Annotated in this window: 12 protein-coding genes and 1 other RNA gene; 5 read left to right on the top strand and 8 right to left on the bottom strand. The window is 66.4% G+C overall.

The genetic code is table 11. The features are described 5' to 3' along the window. Positions 1-7: 7 nt before the first annotated feature. Genes QE444_RS14590 through QE444_RS14580 form a run of 3 tightly spaced genes read left to right on the top strand, consistent with a single transcriptional unit; the run spans position 8 to position 7,729 of the window. On the top strand, positions 8-3,139 hold the full coding sequence (locus QE444_RS14590; RefSeq protein ID WP_263259696.1) for a multidrug efflux RND transporter permease subunit: 3,132 nt from the start codon (positions 8-10) through the stop codon (positions 3,137-3,139). Position 3,140: 1 nt separating this feature from the next. Then, positions 3,141-6,251, top strand: a complete 3,111-nt coding sequence (locus tag QE444_RS14585) for an efflux RND transporter permease subunit (protein ID WP_309739391.1) — start codon at positions 3,141-3,143, stop codon at positions 6,249-6,251. Next, a complete protein-coding gene (locus tag QE444_RS14580) occupies positions 6,248-7,729 on the top strand; it encodes an efflux transporter outer membrane subunit (protein WP_309739389.1) in 1,482 nt (493 codons plus the stop codon). Before QE444_RS14585 ends, QE444_RS14580 begins: the two co-directional genes overlap by 4 nt. Before the next feature lie 51 nt (positions 7,730-7,780). Here QE444_RS14580 and QE444_RS14575 read toward each other — a convergent pair whose 3' ends face one another. After that, positions 7,781-8,092 (bottom strand): SCP2 sterol-binding domain-containing protein, encoded by a 312-nt coding sequence (locus QE444_RS14575; RefSeq protein ID WP_017640561.1) that lies wholly within the window; start codon positions 8,090-8,092, stop codon positions 7,781-7,783. A gap of 258 nt (positions 8,093-8,350) precedes the next feature. Between QE444_RS14575 and sohB the strand changes: the two genes are divergently transcribed. Then, the gene (sohB, locus tag QE444_RS14570) at positions 8,351-9,376 is read left to right on the top strand and encodes a protease SohB (RefSeq protein WP_133863095.1); all 1,026 of its coding nucleotides are present in this window, start codon (positions 8,351-8,353) and stop codon (positions 9,374-9,376) included. A 49-nt stretch (positions 9,377-9,425) separates the two neighbouring features. Next, positions 9,426-10,418: a YhdH/YhfP family quinone oxidoreductase gene (locus QE444_RS14565; protein WP_187979326.1), complete on the top strand. Its 993-nt coding sequence runs from the start codon at positions 9,426-9,428 to the stop codon at positions 10,416-10,418. Positions 10,419-10,476: 58 nt separating this feature from the next. Here QE444_RS14565 and QE444_RS14560 read toward each other — a convergent pair whose 3' ends face one another. The 7 genes from QE444_RS14560 to efeU all read right to left on the bottom strand — a co-directional run bounded on the left by QE444_RS14560 (position 10,477) and on the right by efeU (position 17,137). Continuing rightward, positions 10,477-10,977: a DUF934 domain-containing protein gene (locus QE444_RS14560; protein ID WP_133863093.1), complete on the bottom strand. Its 501-nt coding sequence runs from the start codon at positions 10,975-10,977 to the stop codon at positions 10,477-10,479. Then, positions 10,961-12,619, bottom strand: coding sequence for a nitrite/sulfite reductase (locus QE444_RS14555; protein WP_273861513.1), 1,659 nt, complete (start codon positions 12,617-12,619; stop codon positions 10,961-10,963). Before QE444_RS14555 ends, QE444_RS14560 begins: the two co-directional genes overlap by 17 nt. 203 nt (positions 12,620-12,822) lie before the next feature. Next, positions 12,823-12,899, bottom strand: a non-coding RNA gene (locus QE444_RS14550) — sX9 sRNA. A gap of 61 nt (positions 12,900-12,960) precedes the next feature. Beyond that, entirely contained in the window at positions 12,961-13,776 is an 816-nt protein-coding gene (efeO, locus tag QE444_RS14545) for an iron uptake system protein EfeO (protein ID WP_309739383.1), read from the bottom strand. 21 nt (positions 13,777-13,797) lie between these two features. Next, entirely contained in the window at positions 13,798-15,090 is a 1,293-nt protein-coding gene (efeB, locus tag QE444_RS14540; protein ID WP_187979323.1) for an iron uptake transporter deferrochelatase/peroxidase subunit, read from the bottom strand. Next, positions 15,087-16,241, bottom strand: a complete 1,155-nt coding sequence (efeO, locus tag QE444_RS14535; RefSeq protein WP_309741992.1) for an iron uptake system protein EfeO — start codon at positions 16,239-16,241, stop codon at positions 15,087-15,089. The genes efeB and efeO (QE444_RS14535) overlap by 4 nt, the downstream gene beginning before the upstream one ends. Before the next feature lie 41 nt (positions 16,242-16,282). Further along, positions 16,283-17,137 carry an iron uptake transporter permease EfeU gene (efeU, locus tag QE444_RS14530; RefSeq protein ID WP_133863088.1) on the bottom strand — a complete coding sequence of 285 codons (855 nt, stop codon included), beginning with the start codon at positions 17,135-17,137 and terminating at the stop codon, positions 16,283-16,285. Positions 17,138-17,276 lie beyond the last annotated feature (139 nt).

Below are 17,276 nucleotides of genomic sequence, written 5' to 3'. Positions count from 1 at the left end.
GGCCGCGATGGATATCTCGCGCCCCTTCATCCTGCGCCCGGTCGCCACCACCCTGTTGATGGTGGCGCTGCTCATCGCCGGTCTGCTGGCCTATCGTCTGCTGCCGGTGGCGGCCTTGCCGCAGGTGGACTATCCCACCATCCGCGTGCTCACCCTCTATCCCGGTGCCAGCCCCGATGTCATGACCAGCGCCGTCACCGCGCCGCTGGAGCGTCAGTTCGGCCAGATGCCGGGCCTGTCGCAGATGGCCTCGACCAGCTCTGGTGGTGCCTCGGTCATCACCCTCAGATTCAACCTGGAACTGGACCTGTCGGTCGCCGAACAGGAAGTCCAGGCCGCGATCAATGCGGCCAACAACCTGCTGCCCAACGATCTGCCGGCACCACCGGTGTACAACAAGGTCAATCCGGCCGATACGCCTATCGTCACCCTGGCGATCAGCTCCAGGACGCTGCCGCTGCCCACGCTCTACGACCTGGTCGACACCCGCATGGCGCAGAAGCTCGCCCAGGTGACCGGGGTCGGTATGGTCAGCCTCGCCGGCGGCCAGCGCCCGGCGGTGCGCATCCAGGTCGATCCGGACAAGCTCGCGGCCCACAACCTGACCCTGGCCGATGTGCGCAGCCTGGTCACCAGCGAGAACACCAACCAGCCCAAGGGCAGCTTCGACGGCCCCACCCGGGTCGCCACCCTGGACGCCAACGACCAGTTGCGCGATCCCAAGGCCTATGGCGACCTGATCCTCAACTACGCCGACAACGGCGCCCTGCGCCTGGGTGACGTGGCCACCATCGCCCAGGGTGCGGAAAACGACCGCCTGGCTGCCTGGGCCAATCGCAGCGGTGCCATCCTGGTCAACGTCCAGCGCCAGCCGGGTGCCAACGTCATCCAGACCGTGGATCGCATCCAGGCGCTCCTGCCCAGCCTCAGGGAAAGCCTGCCGGCCGGTCTCGACATCGCCGTGCTCAGCGACCGTACCGAGACCATCCGCGCCGCGGTCACCGACGTCCAGCACGAGATGCTGCTGGCGGTAGGACTGGTGGTGATGGTCACCTTCGTCTTCCTGCGCCGGTTCAGCGCCACCCTGATTCCCTCGGTCACGGTGCCGCTGTCGCTGATCGGCACCTTCGGCGCCATGTACCTGGCCGGCTTCTCGCTGAACAACCTGTCGCTGATGGCCCTGACCATCGCCACCGGCTTCGTCGTCGACGATGCCATCGTCATGCTGGAAAACATCTCCCGGCATCTGGAAGAGGGCGCCACACCCATGGAAGCGGCGCTCAAGGGCGCCCGCCAGATCGGTTTCACCCTGGTGTCCCTGACCGTTTCGCTGATCGCGGTGCTCATCCCGCTGCTGTTCATGCAGGACGTGGTCGGCCGGCTGTTCCGTGAATTCGCCATCACCCTGGCGGTGGCCATCCTCATCTCCCTGGTGATCTCCCTTACCCTGACACCGATGATGTGCGCGCGGCTGCTCAAGCGCGAGGAGGCGGGCGAGCACCAACTGGTCTGGCTGGAGCGGCTGATCGCCGGCTATGGCCGCGCGCTGCGCTGGTCGCTGGCGCACCGGGCGCTGATGCTGCTGCTGGCGGTGGCGACCTTCGTGCTCACCGCGGTGCTCTACCTGCTGGTGCCCAAGGGCTTCTTTCCGGCCCAGGACACCGGCTCCATCCAGGGCATCACCGAGGCGCCCCAGTCGATCTCCTTCCGCGGCATGAGCGAGCGTCAGCAGGCACTGGCCGAGGTGGTGCTGCAAGACCCGGCGGTGGCGAGTCTGTCCTCCTATATCGGCGTCGACGGTGACAACGTCACCCTCAACAGCGGTCGCCTGCAGATCAACCTCAAGCCGCAGGGCGAGCGCGACGTCACCGCCCAGGAGGTCATCGACCGGCTGCGTCCCGCGGTCGCCAAGGTGGTGGGCATCACCCTCTACATGCAGCCGGTGCAGGACCTCAGCGTCGAGGACCGGGTCAGCCGGACCCAGTACCAGCTGAGCCTGGACTCGCCCGACGCCAGCCTGCTCGACACCTGGGTGCCGCGCCTGATCGAGGCGTTGCACGAGCGCCCGGAACTCACCGATGTCACCAGCGATCTGCAGAACAAGGGGCTGCAGCTGTACCTGACCATCGACCGCGACGCCGCGGCGCGGCTCGGCGTACAGGTCTCGGCCATTACCGATGCCCTCTATGACGCCCTCGGTCAGCGGCAGATCTCGACCATCTATACCCAGGCCAACCAGTACCGGGTGGTGCTGGCCAGCGCCGCCGCCGACAGCCTGGGACCGGATGCCCTCAGCCAGGTCTGGGTGAAGGCGGGCAGTGGCTCCTCGTCCAGCGGCAGCAGCGGCACCGGTACGGCCACCAACACCGAGACCACCACGGACACCAGTCGCGCCCCGGTGCGGCTGTCCAGCCTGGTGAAGATGGAACAGCGGCCGACCCGTCTGGTGATCAACCACCTGAGCCAGTTCCCTGCGGTGACCCTGTCGTTCAACCTGGCCAGCGGCGTTTCCCTGGGCGCCGCGGTGGCGGCCATCGACGCGGCCAAGCAGGAGATCGGCCTGCCGGTAGGCATCAATACCCATTACCAGGGCGCGGCAGCGGCCTTCCAGGCGTCGCTGTCCAGTACCCTGCTCTTGATCCTGGCGGCGGTGGTGGTGATGTATATCGTCCTGGGGGTGCTCTATGAGAGCTTCATCCATCCGCTGACCATCCTCTCGACGCTGCCCTCGGCGGCCATCGGCGCGCTGCTGGCGCTGCTGCTCACCGGCAATGACCTCGGCCTGATCGCGGTGATCGGCATCATCCTGCTGATCGGCATCGTCAAGAAGAACGCCATCATGATGATCGACTTCGCCCTGGATGCCGAACGCCACCAGGGACTGCAGCCGGAGGAGGCCATCTACCAGGCGGCGCTGCTGAGATTCCGGCCGATCCTCATGACCACCCTGGCGGCGCTGTTCGGCGCGGTGCCGCTGATGCTGGCCACCGGCGCCGGCGCCGAGTTGCGCCAGCCGCTGGGCCTGGTGATGGTCGGCGGCCTGCTGGTCAGCCAGGTGCTGACGCTGTTCACCACCCCGGTGATCTACCTGGCCTTCGACAGCCTGGGCGAGCGCCTGGGTCGACGCAGGGCGGTCTGAGGTGAATCTCTCGGCGCCCTTCATCGCCCGGCCGGTCGCGACCTTGCTGCTGAGCCTGGCGTTGCTGCTGCTGGGCGCCATCGCCTTCCGGCTGTTGCCGGTGGCGCCCCTGCCGCAGATGGACTTTCCCACCATCACGGTCTCGGCGACCCTGTCCGGGGCCAGTCCCCAGGTGATGGCCTCCAGCGTCGCCACGCCGCTGGAGCGTTCCCTGGGCACCATCGCCGGCATCAGCTCCATGACCAGCCGCAGCAGCCAGGGCTCGACGCAGATCATCATCCAGTTCGATCTGGACAAGAACGTCAACACCGCCGCCCGCGAGGTGCAGGCGGCCATCAATGCCTCGCGCAACCTGCTGCCGAGCGGCATGCGCCAGATGCCACGCTATCGCAAGGTCAATCCGTCCCAGGCACCCATCATGGTGTTCTCGCTGACCTCCAAGACCCTGAGCAAGGGCGAGCTCTACGACCTGGCGTCCACGGTGCTGGCCCAGAGCCTGTCCCAGGTCAGCGGCGTGGGCGAGGTGCAGATCGGTGGCAGCTCCCTGCCGGCGGTGCGCATCGAGCTGGAACCGCGCCAGCTGGAGCATTACGGGCTGGCGCTGGACGACGTCCGTACCGCCATCAACAGTGCCAACCAGCGCCGCCCCAAGGGCGCGGTGGCCAATGACGAACACAATTGGCAGATCCAGGCCAACGACCAGCTGTTCAAGGCCGCCGACTATGCGCCCCTGATCATCCGCTACCAGGATGGCGCGACGTTGCGCCTGCGCGATGTCGCCAAGGTCAGCGATGCCGTGGAAGACCGCTACAACGCCGGCTTCTACAACGACCAGAGCGCCGTGCTGCTGGTGGTCAATCGGCAGGCCAATGCCAACATCATCGAGACCATCGCCGCGCTCAAGGCGCGCCTGCCGGCGCTGGAGGCCATCGTCCCGGCCAGCGCGCGCCTGGAAGTGGCCATGGACAGATCCGGGGTGATCAAGGCCACCCTGCATGAAGCCGAGCTGACGCTGATCATCGCCGTCTTCCTGGTGATCGGCGTGGTCTGGCTATTCCTCGGCCGGCTGCGCAGCGCGGTGATTCCGGCCCTGGCGGTGCCCATCTCCCTGGTGGGTACCTTCGCCGTCATGTACCTGCTCGGCTTCTCGCTCAATACCCTGTCGCTGATGGCGCTGATCCTGGCGGCGGGGCTGGTGGTGGACGATGCCATCGTGGTGCTGGAGAACATCGCCCGGCACATCGATAACGGCATGGCGCCGCTCAAGGCGGCCTACCAGGGCACCCGCGAGGTGGGCTTCACCCTGCTGTCGATGAATGTTTCCCTGGTGGCCGTCTTCGTCGCCATCCTCTTCATCGGCGGCATCGTCGAGAAGCTGTTCCGCGAATTCTCCCTGACCCTGGCCGCCGCCATCCTGGTGTCGCTGGTAGTGTCCCTGACGCTGACGCCCATGCTCTGCGCGCGCTGGCTCAGGCCTCACGATCCCGCCACCGAAAGCCGCCTGCAGCGCTTCAGCGAGCGGGCCCATCGCCGGCTGGTGGCGGGTTACGACCGCAGCCTCGGCTGGGCCCTGCGTCATCGGCGGCTGACCCTGCTGAGTCTGATCGCGACCATAGCGCTCAATGTGCTGCTCTATGTCGTGGTGCCCAAGACCTTCATGCCCCAGCAGGACACCGGCCAGCTGATCGGTTTCATCCGCGGCGACAATGCGCTGTCGTTCCAGGTCATGCAGCCGAAGATCGAGATCCTGCGCAAGTCGCTGCTGGCCGATCCGGCGGTGGCCAGCGCCTCCGGCTTCGTCGGCAGTTCCGGCTCCGGCAGTGGGGTGAACAACGCGGTGATGCTGATTCGCCTCAAGCCCATCGCCGAGCGCCAGCTGGATGCGCAAAAGGTCATCGAGCGCATCCGCGCCAACGCGCCCAAGGTGCCGGGCGCCCAGCTGTTCCTCATGGCCGACCAGGACCTGAGATTCGGCGGTCGTCAGCAGAGCACCTCGTCCTATGAGTACAACCTGCTCTCGGGCGACGTCGGGCTGCTGGAAACCTGGCAGCCCAAGGTATTGGCCGCACTCAAGGCGCTGCCGGAGCTGACCGCGGTGGACGGCCGCGAAGGCAGCACCCAGCAGATCACCCTGCAGATCGACCGCGAGAAGGCCAAGCGCCTCGGCGTGGACATGGAGACCGTCGCTGCGGTGCTCAACAACTCCTTCGCCCAGCGGCAGATCTCGACCATCTACGAGCCGCTCAACCAGTACAAGGTGGTGATGGAGATCAATCCGCGCTATGCCCAGGATCCGACCGTCCTCGAGCAGGTGCGGGTCATCACCGCCAGCGGCGCCCAGGTCCCGCTGTCGGCCTTCGCCTACTACACCAACAGCCTCGCCGAGGACCGGGTTACCCACGATGGCCAGTTCGCCTCGGAGAGCATCAACTTCGACCTGGCGCCGGACGTCAGCCTGGAACAGGCGACCCGGGCGGTACAGCGCGCGGTGGCGGCCATCGGCTTGCCGACCGATGTCCAGGGTCGCCTGGGCGGATCCGCCAACATCTTCGCCAGCACGGTGTCGGGGCAACCGCTGATGATTCTCGGCGCCCTGGTGCTGGTCTATATCGTCCTAGGCGTGCTCTACGAGAGCTACGTGCATCCCCTGACCATCCTCTCGACGCTACCGTCGGCCGGGGTAGGGGCCTTGCTCGCCATCCAGCTCACCGGTGGCCAGTTCAGCCTGATTTCCATGCTCGGCCTGTTCCTGCTGATCGGGGTGGTGAAGAAGAATGCCATCATGATGGTGGATCTGGCCCTGCAGCTGGAGCGCCAGCAGGGACTGACGCCCGAGGAGGGCATTCGCCAGGCCTGTCTGTTGCGCCTGAGGCCCATCCTGATGACCACCATGGCCGCCATCCTCGGTGCCGTACCGCTATTGATCGGCAATACCGAAGGCGCAGAGATGCGCCAGCCACTGGGCCTGGTGATCGTCGGTGGCCTGGTCTTGAGCCAGATCCTCACCCTCTACACCACCCCGGTGGTCTATCTCTATTTCGAACGCCTGCGCCGCCGCGTCAATCGCTGGCGCGGCATCCGTACCGACGCTGCCCTGGATACGCCGCTATGACTCCAACCCTGCGCCTGCCGACGCTGACCCTGGCTCTGCTACTGGCCGGCTGTACCCTGGGCCCGGATTACCAGCGGCCAACCACTGCGGTGCCGGTCGCCTACCGTCATGCCGAGGGCTGGCAGGCCGCCGCGCCCAGGGATCTGGAGGTCCGTGGCGACTGGTGGCGCCGCTACGATGATCCGACCCTGGATCGCCTGATGGTCCAGCTGAACCAGCGCAACCAGAGCCTGGCCCAGGCCGAGGCGACCTATCGGCAATCCCTGGCCCTGGTCAGTCAGGCGCGGGCCGCGTTGTTCCCGACCCTGTCCAGCAGCCTGGGCGCCACCCGCTCCGGGCGCGGGGGCGGTTCGGGCAGCAACACCGTCATCCGCAACTCCAATGGCACCAGCAGCACCTTCAGCAGCGGTGGCACCAGCACCATCAGCAACGCCTACGACGCCAGCCTGGGGGTGAGCTGGGAGCTGGATCTCTGGGGGCGCGTAAGGCGCCAGGTGGAGGCGGATCGGGCTTCCGCCCAGGCCAGCGCTGCGGAGCTGGCGGCCACCCGCCTGAGTCTGCAGACGCAACTGGCGACCAACTATTTGCAGTTACGGGTGCTGGACGCCCAGCAGCGGTTGCTCGACGCCACCGTGTCCGCCTACGAGCGATCCCTGCGCCTGACCCAGAACCAGTACCGCGCCGGCATCGTCACGCCGGCGGATGTGGCCCAGGCGACCACCCAGCTGAAGAGCACCCAGGCCGACGCCATCGACCTCAGGTACCAGCGTGCCCAGCTGGAAAACGCCATCGCGGTGCTGGTCGGCGAAGTCCCGGCCAATTTCCAGCTGGGCGCGGTCAAGACAGTTCCCGAATTGCCGCCGCTGCCGAGCGCCGTGCCCTCGACCCTGCTGGAGCGGCGTCCGGACATCGCCCAGGCCGAGCGCCAGGTCATGGCCGCCAATGCCGCCATCGGCGTCGCCGAAGCGGCTTACTACCCCGATCTGACCCTGAGTGCCAGCGGTGGCTACAGTGCCAGCCAGTGGGGCAATCTGATCAGCACGCCGAATCGCTTCTGGTCGATCGGGCCATCCTTTGCCCTGTCGCTGTTCGATGGTGGCCTGCGCCGCGCCCAGGTGGAGTCGGCCGAAGCCAGCTACGACGCCAGCGTCGCCGGTTATCGCCAGACCGTGCTCGATGGCTTCCGCGAGGTGGAGGACTATCTGGTGCAGCTGCGCACCTACGGCGACGAAGCCGGCGTGCGCCAGGATGCCCTGGATGCCGCGCGGCGCGCCCTGCAACTGGCCGAGAACCAGTACCAGGCCGGGTTGATTGGCTATCTCGACGTGGTCACCCTGCAGACCACCGCCCTGAGCAACGAGCGCACCAACCTGACCCTGCTGGGCAGCCGCCTCAGTGCCAGCGTCCAACTGATCGCCGCGCTCGGTGGTGGTTGGGATGGCAACGTCACCCTACCGGCGCCGCCGCGGCGACCTTGATCCCGGGCACAAAAAAGCCGGGCGATTGCCCGGCTTTTTCATGACTGGCGCTTAGTTGGGGAAGAGTTCGCCCAGCTTCATGCTCAGCATCATGTTGCCTTCGACGCGCAGTTTGCCGGACATGAAGGCCTGCATGCCGTCGGTTTCGCCGCTGACGATGCCAGCCAGGGTGTCCTGGTCCATGATCAGGGTGCAATCCGGGTCGGCGGCGTCGCCTTGCTGGACGTCGCAGGTGCCGTCCTTGACGACCACGTAGTAGTTGTCACCGCCCTCGACGTCGAATTGATAGGTGAGATCCAGGCCGGCCGCGGCGGAGGGGTCGAACTTGCTCTTCAGGGTGGCGATGGCTTCGGCTGCGCTCATGGCGAGGGTCCTTGTGGTCTTTTTCGATGAGGCCCACTCCGGCGGGAGGGGCAGGGCACTCGACCGAGGGTAGGGGGCGGCAGGAGGCCTGTCAACGGATATTCATACGCTTGTTTGAAAGGCTGGTGCGCGTGCACGGATTGATCGCTGCCAATGGCTAGCCGGTGCCGGAAGACCGCCGGGAATCGCCGAGTTTCTATCGGTCGGGCGACTCGGTATGCTGGGCAGGGCACTGCTGCCGCCATCCTAGGAGAGTCCGTGGAGTTTCTTGCCGACTATGCCAGTTTCCTGGCCAAAACCGTCACCGTGGTGGTCGCCATCATCGCCGTGCTGCTGTTCACCGTCGCCGTCCGCGGCCGCAACCGGCGCAGCTCCGCTGGCCAGTTGCAGGTACAGAAGCTCAATGACTTCTATCGCGATCTGCGGCTGAGGTTGCAGCAGAGCGTGCTGGGCAAGGAAGCCTTCAAGGCCCTGCGCAAGCGCGAGACCAAGGCCGAGAAGACCAAGCGCAAGAGCGAGACCGGCAAGTCGCGGGTCTATGTGCTCGATTTCCATGGCGACATCAAGGCCACGGCCAACGAACACCTGCGCAACGAGATCACCGCCGTCCTGACCCTGGCGACGCCCAAGGACGAGGTAGTGGTGCGGCTGGAAAGCGGCGGTGGCCTGGTGCACAGCTATGGCCTGGCCGCCTCGCAGCTGGCGCGCATCCGCCAGGCGGGAATTCCCCTGACCATCTGCGTCGACAAGGTAGCGGCCAGTGGCGGTTACATGATGGCCTGCATCGGCGACCGTATCCTCTGTGCGCCCTTCGCCATCCTCGGCTCCATCGGTGTGGTCGCCCAGTTGCCCAATGTCCACCGCCTGCTGAAGAAGCATGACGTGGACTTCGAGGTCTTCACCGCCGGCCAGTACAAGCGCACCGTTACGGTGTTCGGCGAGAACGACGAGAAGGGCAAGGAAAAATTCCAGCACGATCTGGATACTACCCATGTGCTGTTCAAGAATTTCGTCGCCCACTACCGGCCGCAGCTCAATATCGACGAGGTCGCCACCGGCGAGGTCTGGCTCGGCCAGGCCGCGCTGGGCAAGCAACTGGTGGACGAGCTGCGCACCAGTGACGAATACCTGGCCGAACGGGCCCAGGTGGTCGAAGTCTTTTCGCTGCGCTTCGTCGAGAAGAAGTCGTTGCCCGAGCGCCTGGGCATGGCCGCGAGCCTCGGGGTCGATCGTCTGGTGAGCACCTGGTGGGAGCGCCTGGCCGAGTCGACCCGCTGGCGCTGAGGTCCAAGGGACTGACGGCCCATAACAAGACTCCAATGGAGGTTATGCGATGAGCAATTTTCAGGCGCTCTGGGTGACCGAAGGGGCCCATGGTGCTTTCCGGCAAGAGGTGGTGACGCGCAGCCTGGACGACCTGCCCGCGGGCGAGGTGCTGATCCGGGTGCGCTACTCCTCGCTCAACTACAAGGACGCCCTGTCGGCCATCGGCAACCGCGGCGTGACCCGGCGCTATCCCCATACCCCGGGTATCGACGCTGCCGGGGTGGTGGAGCACTCCAACGCTGGCGAATTCGCCGTGGGCGATGAGGTCCTGGTCACGGGCTACGACCTGGGCATGAGCACTCCCGGCGGCTTCGGCCAGTACATCCGGGTGCCGGCCGCCTGGGTGATCCGCCGCCCGGACAATCTCGGCCTGCGTGAAGCCATGGTGCTGGGCACCGCGGGGCTCACCGCGGCGCTGTGCGTCGAGAAGCTCGAACAGATGGGCCTGACCCCTGAAGCCGGTACCGTGCTGGTCACCGGTGCCAGTGGTGGCGTGGGCAGTCTGGCGGTCAAGTTGCTGGCACGCCTGGGCTATCACGTGGCGGCGTCCACGGCCAAGCTGGAGCGCGCGGAGTGGCTGCATCGGCTGGGTGCCCGGCAGATCCTCGACCGTGCCACCCTGGCCGATGGCGTCGGCAAGCCGCTACTGGACCAGCAGTGGGCCGGGGCGGTGGATACCGTCGGCGGCGACATCCTCTTCAACGTCATCAAGTCGCTGGAATACGGCGGCAGCGTGGCCTGTTGCGGCATGACCGCCGGCACCACCTTCGCCGCCGGGGTCTTTCCCTTCATCCTGCGCGGGGTGAATCTGCTGGGCGTGGATTCTGTCGAGTTGCCACTGATGGCCAAGGCCGCGCTCTGGGACAAGCTTTCGGTGCAGTGGAAGCTGGACGACCTGGACAGCCTGACCCGCGAGGTCGGCCTTGCCGAACTGCCCGACACCATCAGTCAGATCCTGGCGGGCAAGATGGTGGGGCGTGTGGTGGTCGATCTCGGTTGAGCGAAGGCCAGACAAAAAGAAACCCGCCGCGGCGGGTTTTCTTTTGCGTCCGCGGCGATCAGGCCTGGCGGCGGCGGAACAGCGGCTCGGCCTGGTCGACCGCGCCCTGATAGGTCACGCTGAAGTCGCGCAGACCGGCCAGGGCCGCTTCCGGATCGCGGTCGGCACGGACCACGTAGGCATCGAAGCCGCAACGCTTGAGGAAGAACAGCTGGTCCTGCAGGACATCGCCGATGGCGCGCAGCTCGCCGGTCCAGCCGAAGCGTTCGCGCAGCAGGCGGGCATAGGAATAGCCACGCCCGTCGACGAAGGCCGGGAAGTTGATGGCGATCAGGGCGAAGTGCGCGAGGTCGCCGGCAATGCTCTCCGGCTCTTCATCGCTGTCCAGCCAGATGCCCAGCTTGCCATCGCGGCAGGTGAGGGCATGGCCGTGCTCCAGCCACAGGGCGGCCGGGATGATCACGTCGTCGCTGTTGGGGACGTCTGCCAAGGCGACGTCCTTGGGCAGCAGATGCCAGTTGTCGGTGACCAGCTGGTCGCCCTTAATGATTCTTTGCATAGACGCGCTCCTTGAAGGGGTCGATACCGATACGGCGGTAGGTGTCGATGAAGCGCTCGTCTTCGGTGCGTCGCTCGACGTAGACGTTGATCAGCTTGCCGATCACCTCGGGCATCTGGTCCTGGGCGAAGGAGGGGCCGAGGATCTTGGCCAGGGTGGCGTCACGGCCGGCGTCGCCGCCCAGGGACACCTGGTAGAACTCCTCGCCCTTCTTGTCCACGCCGAGGATGCCGATGTGGCCGACGTGGTGATGACCGCAGGCGTTCATGCAACCGGAGATGTTGAGGTCCAGCTCGCCGATGTCGAACAGGTAGTCCAGGTCGTCGAAACGGCGCTGGATGGCTTCGGCGATGGGGATCGACTTGGCGTTGGCCAGGGAGCAGAAATCACCGCCCGGGCAGCAGATCATGTCGGTCAGCAGGCCGATGTTGGGGGTGGCGAAGCCATGCTCGCGCAACTCGTGCCAGAGCTCCAGCAGCTGGTCCTGACGGACGTCGGCGAAGATGACGTTCTGCTGGTGCGAGGTGCGCAGCTCGCCGAAGCTGTAGCGATCGGCCAGCTCGGCCATGGCGTCCAGCTGGAGATCGGTCACGTCCCCCGGCGCGACGCCGGTGGGCTTGAGCGACAGCGTCACGGCGACATAGCCCGGACGCTTGTGGCGGAAGGTGTTGCGCTGGCGCCAGCGGGAGAAACCGGGGTGCTCGGCGTCCAGGCGGGCGAGGGCGGCGTCCTGGTCCTGCAGCTCGGCATAGGGCGGATCGACGAAGAAGGCGGAGACCCGCGCGACCTCGGCGTCGGTCAGAGTGACGGGGCCGTCCTTGAGGTGGGCCCACTCGGCCTCGACCTTTTCGGCGAAGGCGTCGGCACCCAGCGCCTTGACCAGGATCTTGATGCGCGCCTTGAACTTGTTGTCGCGGCGGCCGTAGCGGTTGTAGACCCGCAGGGTGGCTTCCAGGTAGCTGAGCAGGTGCTGCCAGGGCAGGAATTCACGGATGAATTCACCGGTGTGGGGAGTACGGCCCTGGCCGCCGCCGACCAGCACGCGGAAGCCCAGCTCGCCGGCCTCGTTACGCACCGCTTCCAGGCCGATGTCGTGCACCTCGATGGCGGCGCGATCCAGGGCGGCGCCGTTGACGGCGATCTTGAACTTGCGCGGCAGGAAGGCGAATTCGGGGTGGAAGGTCGACCACTGGCGGATGATCTCGCACCAGGGGCGCGGATCGATCAGTTCGTCATGGGCGACGCCGGCGAACTGGTCGGTGGTGGTGTTGCGGATGCAGTTGCCGCTGGTCTGGATGGCGTGCATCTGCACGGTGGCCAGCTCGGCAAGGATCTCGGGGACGTCTTCCAGCTCCGGCCAGTTGAACTGGAAGTTCTGCCGGGTACTGATGTGGGCGTAGCCCTTGTCGTAGTCACGGGCGATCTGCGCCAGCTTGCGCACCTGGGTAGTGTTCAGCAGGCCGTAGGGCACCGCGACCCGCAGCATGGGCGCGTAGCGCTGGATGTAGAGACCGTTCTGCAGGCGCAGCGGGCGGTATTCTTCGCCACCCAGCTCTCCGGCCAGGAAGCGGCGGGTCTGGTCGCGAAACTGGGCGACACGCTCTTCGACGATCCGCTGATCGTACTGATCGTAAACGTACATGGTCATCCTGCTGTCAGGCGGCGCGCACGGCTGCGCGTGATCGAAGTCCTGGGCACCCCTGGGGTGCTCTGGAGACTTTTCTAGGCCGTGCACGATAGCAGCAGGTCTATATGCTTAAAAGCGATGTTTCTTTATATATAAATCTATTCCGGCGATAAGCGAGAGCAGGGTGGGCGGCGCCGGATACCACTTATGAATACCGTGGTTGATAAAACGTAGCGAGCGGCTGTCAGGGCGGGTGCGCGCGGCGCGCAGGAACCGGAGTGTACGAGCGGTACATGAGGATTCCGAGCACTGCACGCGCCCGTTTGGCGGACGCGCAGTAGTTTTAGCAGCCGCGGTTAGTTCAGGCCCAGCTTGCCGCGCAGGGTGGAGAGATCTTCCGCCAGGGTGTTGACCGGACCGACCAGGGCCTTGCGATCACGCTCGCTGACCTTGTCGTAGGTCTCGAAGCCGCCGTCCTTGGTCTTGTACTTGGCCAGGATCCTGTCGACCGTGGCGAAGTTCTTGTCGACCTTGGCGACGAAGGCCTGGTCCTGCTTCTCGATCTGCGGGCGGAACAGGTCGACGATCTTCTTGGCGCCATCGACGTTGGCCTGGAAGTCATAGAGGTCGGTGTGGCTATAGCGCTCTTCCTCGCCCGACACCTTGGTCGCCGCCACTTCCTCCATCAGCGCCGCGGCGCCACCCACCACCTTTTCCGGCGGGAAGGTCAGGCCATCGACGCGGGCCTGCAGGTCCTTGACGTCTGCCAGCAGCTTGTCGGCGAGGGGACCCTGGCCTTCGGTGGTGTTCTGGGTAAAGAGGGCGTGCTCCAGGCGATGGAAGCCGGTGAAGTCCTCGGATTTGACCCCCTGCTCGTGGTCGTCTTCGCGGGAGTCGATGGCGGCGTCGAGGTCGCTGAAGAGTTCGGCGATGGGCTCGACCTGCTCGTAGGAGACCCGCGTCGGGGCATAGAGCCTGCGCGCGGTGGCCAGGTCGCCGCGCTTGACCGCCGCGGTGAAGGCCTGGGTCTGCTCGGTGAGCTTGGCCAGGTTGTCGGTGACATAGATCTTGTAGTCGGAGATGGGGCCGACCAGATCCAGCGGCGAGTTGGCAGCGAAGGCCGGCGTGGCGAGGGCCAGACCGAGGGCAGCGGCGAGGAACGAGCGTTTCATTCGACTTCTCCTGTCGAGGTTTTAAAGCGATGCGGCGGCCAGCAGGCTGCGGCCGAGATAGTCCTTGGCATCGGTGATCCCCGGCAGGACGAAGAAGTAACCGCCGCCGATGGGCTTGATGTATTCCTCCAGGGGCTCGCCATCCAGGCGTTTCTGTACGGCGATGAAGCCCTGCTCCAGATCGGCTTGGTAGGCGATGAACAGCAGGCCCATGTCGAGCTGGCCGTTCTTGCGCACGCCATTGGAGTAGTTGAAGGGGCGGCGCAGGATCAGGTTGCGCTGGCTCTCCGGGGTACGGGGATTGGCCAGGCGGATATGGGCGTCCAGCGGCGTGACCTTGCCCTTGGGATCGCTGGCGTAATCCGGCACATCGGTCTCGTGACCGCCGGCCATGGGCGCGCCACTGGCCTTGCGCCGCCCGAAGATGGCTTCCTGCTCCTGCAGCGGGGTGCGATCCCAGCGCTCGACGAAATTGCGGATGATGCGCACCGCCTGGTAGCTGCCCTGGGCGGCCCAGGCGGGCTCGCCGCTGCCGGGCTGGACCCAGACGATCCGGTCCATCGCCTGGGCGTCGGTGGAATCGGGGTTGGCCGAGCCGTCGCGAAAGCCGAGGAAGTTGCGCGCGCTTTCCGCCGGTTGCCCGGGTGGCGGATCCTGCACCGGCACGCTGCCTTCCTGCTTCCAGCGGATCGCCAGCAGGTCGGGCAGATTCTTCAGGAGGTCGCGCAGGGCGTGGATGTTCGTGTCCGGGGTATTGGCGCAGAACTGCAGGCAGAGATCGCCGTGGCAGCAGTCCGCTTCCAGGGCGTCGTTGGGAAAGCCGGTCATGCGCTGCAGCTGGCGCGGCTTTACCGCGCTCAGGCCGAAACGGTCATCGAACAGCGACTCGCCCACCGAGACGGTGATGGTGAGGTTGTCCGGCGTCACCACCGGACCGAGGATGCCGGAATCCAGCGGCGGCAACCTGGGATCGACCTCCGGTACCGGGCCGCCCTGCATGAGAAAGCGGATGCGCTCGTCGAGGGTCCGCAGCAGGCGTTCCAGGTCGTCACGGTCGCTGGCCAGCACATCGAAGGCCACGATCATCCCGGCCGCCGGCCGTGGGGTGACGATGCCGCTCTGGTGCTGGCCGAGGAACGCCTGGCGCTGGTGGGTATTGGCGCTGCCGGGGGCACGGGTCACCTCGGCGGTGCTGGCCGCCCGGGCGTGCATCGGGCAGAGCCCGGCACCGGCCAGGGCCACGCTGGCGGCGCCGAGCCCACCCAGCAGGCGGCGACGGTCGATATTGGGCTGATCGGGAGCGGACTTCTTCATGGCGTGGTCTTGGTCGCGGCCAGGCCCAGGGCCGGGGCGACCTGGTCGAGGGAGTCGGCCAGGGCCTGGGCCGCGGCGGCGATGCGCTGGCGGTCGTCAGGGGAAAGGGAAGAGTAGGGACGCTGAACATCGCCCAGGGCCGCGGCCAGGGCGTCGGCCTGGGTATCCAGGCTTTGCTGCAGCTCGGGATGCCCCTTGCCGAGCAGCGGGCGCAGCAACTCGATCACCTTGCGCGTGCCGTCCAGATTGGCGGCAAAGCCGGGCAGCACGAGCTGGCTGTAGCGTTCTTCCTCGCCCGAGATCCGGGTGTTGGCCAGGTTGTGCAGCAGGCGTGCGGCGTTGCCGCTGAGTTGCTCGGGCGGCAGCGACTGGCCGAGCAGGGCATCGCGCAGGGCGGCGGCGTCCTGTTGCAGGCGGGCAGCAACGGGTTCCAGGTCCCGGGTGCTGTTGCCGGCGAAGAGGCCTTGTTCGAGCCGATGGAAGCCGCCGAAGGCCGGATCCTGTTCGCGCTTTTCGTAGTAGTCGGCGCGGGCGTTGAGGCGATTGTCCAGTTCGGCAAAGCGCTGCGCGGTTGCCGCTAGGCGCTGGTAGGGCAGGCGAGCGGCGGCATAGGCGGCGCGCGCCTGCGCCAGATCGCCCGCGGGCAGGGCCTGCTGGAGGGTAGTGAGACCCTGCAGCAAGAGGCGGCTCTGCTGATTCAGATAGACGCGGTATTCCGACAGCGGACCGACGAACTGGGTCAGGGTCGGGCCGGCCTTGCTGGCGGCTTCCGAGGCGGCGGTCGGGAGTACCTTCAGCGTACCCCGCGGATTGCTCAGCAGCCCGCAGGTGATGGCGTAGTCGCCAGGCGCCAGGGTGGCATTGATGACCTGGCTGAGACCGGGGGCGATGTTCTCGCGCTCCTCGACCACCAGGACGCCGTCGAGGATTTCCCACTCCACCGCCCGATCCGAGCGGTTGACGATACGAAAGCGCGCCGGTCCGGCAGGCACTTCCAGGGCGTTGGGCTCGCAGCGATTGGCCAGGATATCGACCTTGATCTCGCCGTCGGCGACGGTCGCGTGACGCTCGCCTGCGGAGCGCGAGGCGTAATAGAAGGCGGCGCCCGCGGCGATCAGCAGGGTTGCCGAGCCGATCAGGGCCAGGCGCATGGCCGTGGAGCCCTGCTTCGGCGAATGGGGGTTGGCGTTGTTCAAGACGGGCGCTCCAGCGAGGCGGGGGTGGTTACCACAGGACGCTGGGGCGGCGCCGGGGTGCGGAAGAACAGCGGCAGGGTGACCGCCAGGAACAGCAGATAGGCGCCGAGGGTGCTCACGGTCGGGGTGTCCTGGTAGCCGAACATGCCGGCCAGCACCGTACCCACCGGGCCGTCGGCGGGCAGCACGTGGCTCCAGTCGAACAGCACCTGCTGCAGCGAATTCCACAGGCCGGCTTCATGCAGGGCCTTGACCGAGTTGGTGAACAGGCCGGCCGCGACGAAGAGGATGAACAGGCCGGTGAAGCGAAAGAACTTGCCCAGGTTCAGTCGCACGCCGCCGGTATAGAGGCCGTAGCCCACCGCGATGGCGATGATCAGGCCAAGCAGGGCACCCAGGGGCGCACCGGGGCCGGCGCTCTGCTGGAAGATGGCGAGCAGGAAGAACACGGTTTCCAGGCCCTCCCGCGCAACCGCCAGAAAGACCATGCCGATCAGGGCATAGACCTGGTTGCGCGAGGCGGACAGGGCGTTTTCCAGGGAGTCGTGCAGTTCGGTCTTGATCGAGCGCGCCGCCTTGCGCATCCAGAACACCATGGAGGTGAGGATGGCGGTGGCCGCCAGGCCGACTACCGCTTCGAACAGTTCCTGCTGACGCTGCGGGAATTCGGCACTGGCCAGTTGCAGTCCGGCGCCCACGAACAGGGACAGGGCGGCGGCCAGCATCACCCCGATCCAGACCGCGGGCATCCAGTGGCCACGACCGGTGCGTTGCAGATAGCTGGCGATGATGCCAACGATGAGCGCCGCTTCGATACCTTCGCGGAGCATGATCAGAAAGGGAACGAGCATGAAAGCTATCACCGACGGAAGCTAAGGGCGCCGACGCGCCCGGAGGTCGGTGATTTGTATCACAATGATTCGGATTGTTAAATGCGGATGATTCTCGTGCCTTATGGATCCGCCGACTGGTTGGCAGCGGATCAGCGTG

Source organism: Pseudomonas sp. SORGH_AS_0199 (assembly GCF_031453735.1).
Lineage (GTDB): Bacteria > Pseudomonadota > Gammaproteobacteria > Pseudomonadales > Pseudomonadaceae > Chryseomonas > Chryseomonas aestiva.
This window is presented reverse-complemented; position numbering and strand designations above follow the sequence as displayed.

Bases quoted from the DNA above. Each gene is read 5' to 3' on its own strand.
- QE444_RS14590 (WP_263259696.1), top strand. From the start codon at position 8: ATGGATATCTCGCGCCCCTTCATCCTGCGCCCGGTCGCCACCACCCTG.
- QE444_RS14580 (WP_309739389.1), top strand. From the start codon at position 6,248: ATGACTCCAACCCTGCGCCTGCCGACGCTGACCCTGGCTCTGCTACTG.
- QE444_RS14575 (WP_017640561.1), bottom strand. From the start codon at position 8,092: ATGAGCGCAGCCGAAGCCATCGCCACCCTGAAGAGCAAGTTCGACCCC.
- QE444_RS14565 (WP_187979326.1), top strand. From the start codon at position 9,426: ATGAGCAATTTTCAGGCGCTCTGGGTGACCGAAGGGGCCCATGGTGCT.
- QE444_RS14560 (WP_133863093.1), bottom strand. From the start codon at position 10,977: ATGCAAAGAATCATTAAGGGCGACCAGCTGGTCACCGACAACTGGCAT.
- QE444_RS14555 (WP_273861513.1), bottom strand. From the start codon at position 12,619: ATGTACGTTTACGATCAGTACGATCAGCGGATCGTCGAAGAGCGTGTC.
- efeO (WP_309739383.1), bottom strand. From the start codon at position 13,776: ATGAAACGCTCGTTCCTCGCCGCTGCCCTCGGTCTGGCCCTCGCCACG.
- efeB (WP_187979323.1), bottom strand. From the start codon at position 15,090: ATGAAGAAGTCCGCTCCCGATCAGCCCAATATCGACCGTCGCCGCCTG.
- efeO (WP_309741992.1), bottom strand. From the start codon at position 16,241: ATGCGCCTGGCCCTGATCGGCTCGGCAACCCTGCTGATCGCCGCGGGC.
- efeU (WP_133863088.1), bottom strand. From the start codon at position 17,137: ATGCTCGTTCCCTTTCTGATCATGCTCCGCGAAGGTATCGAAGCGGCG.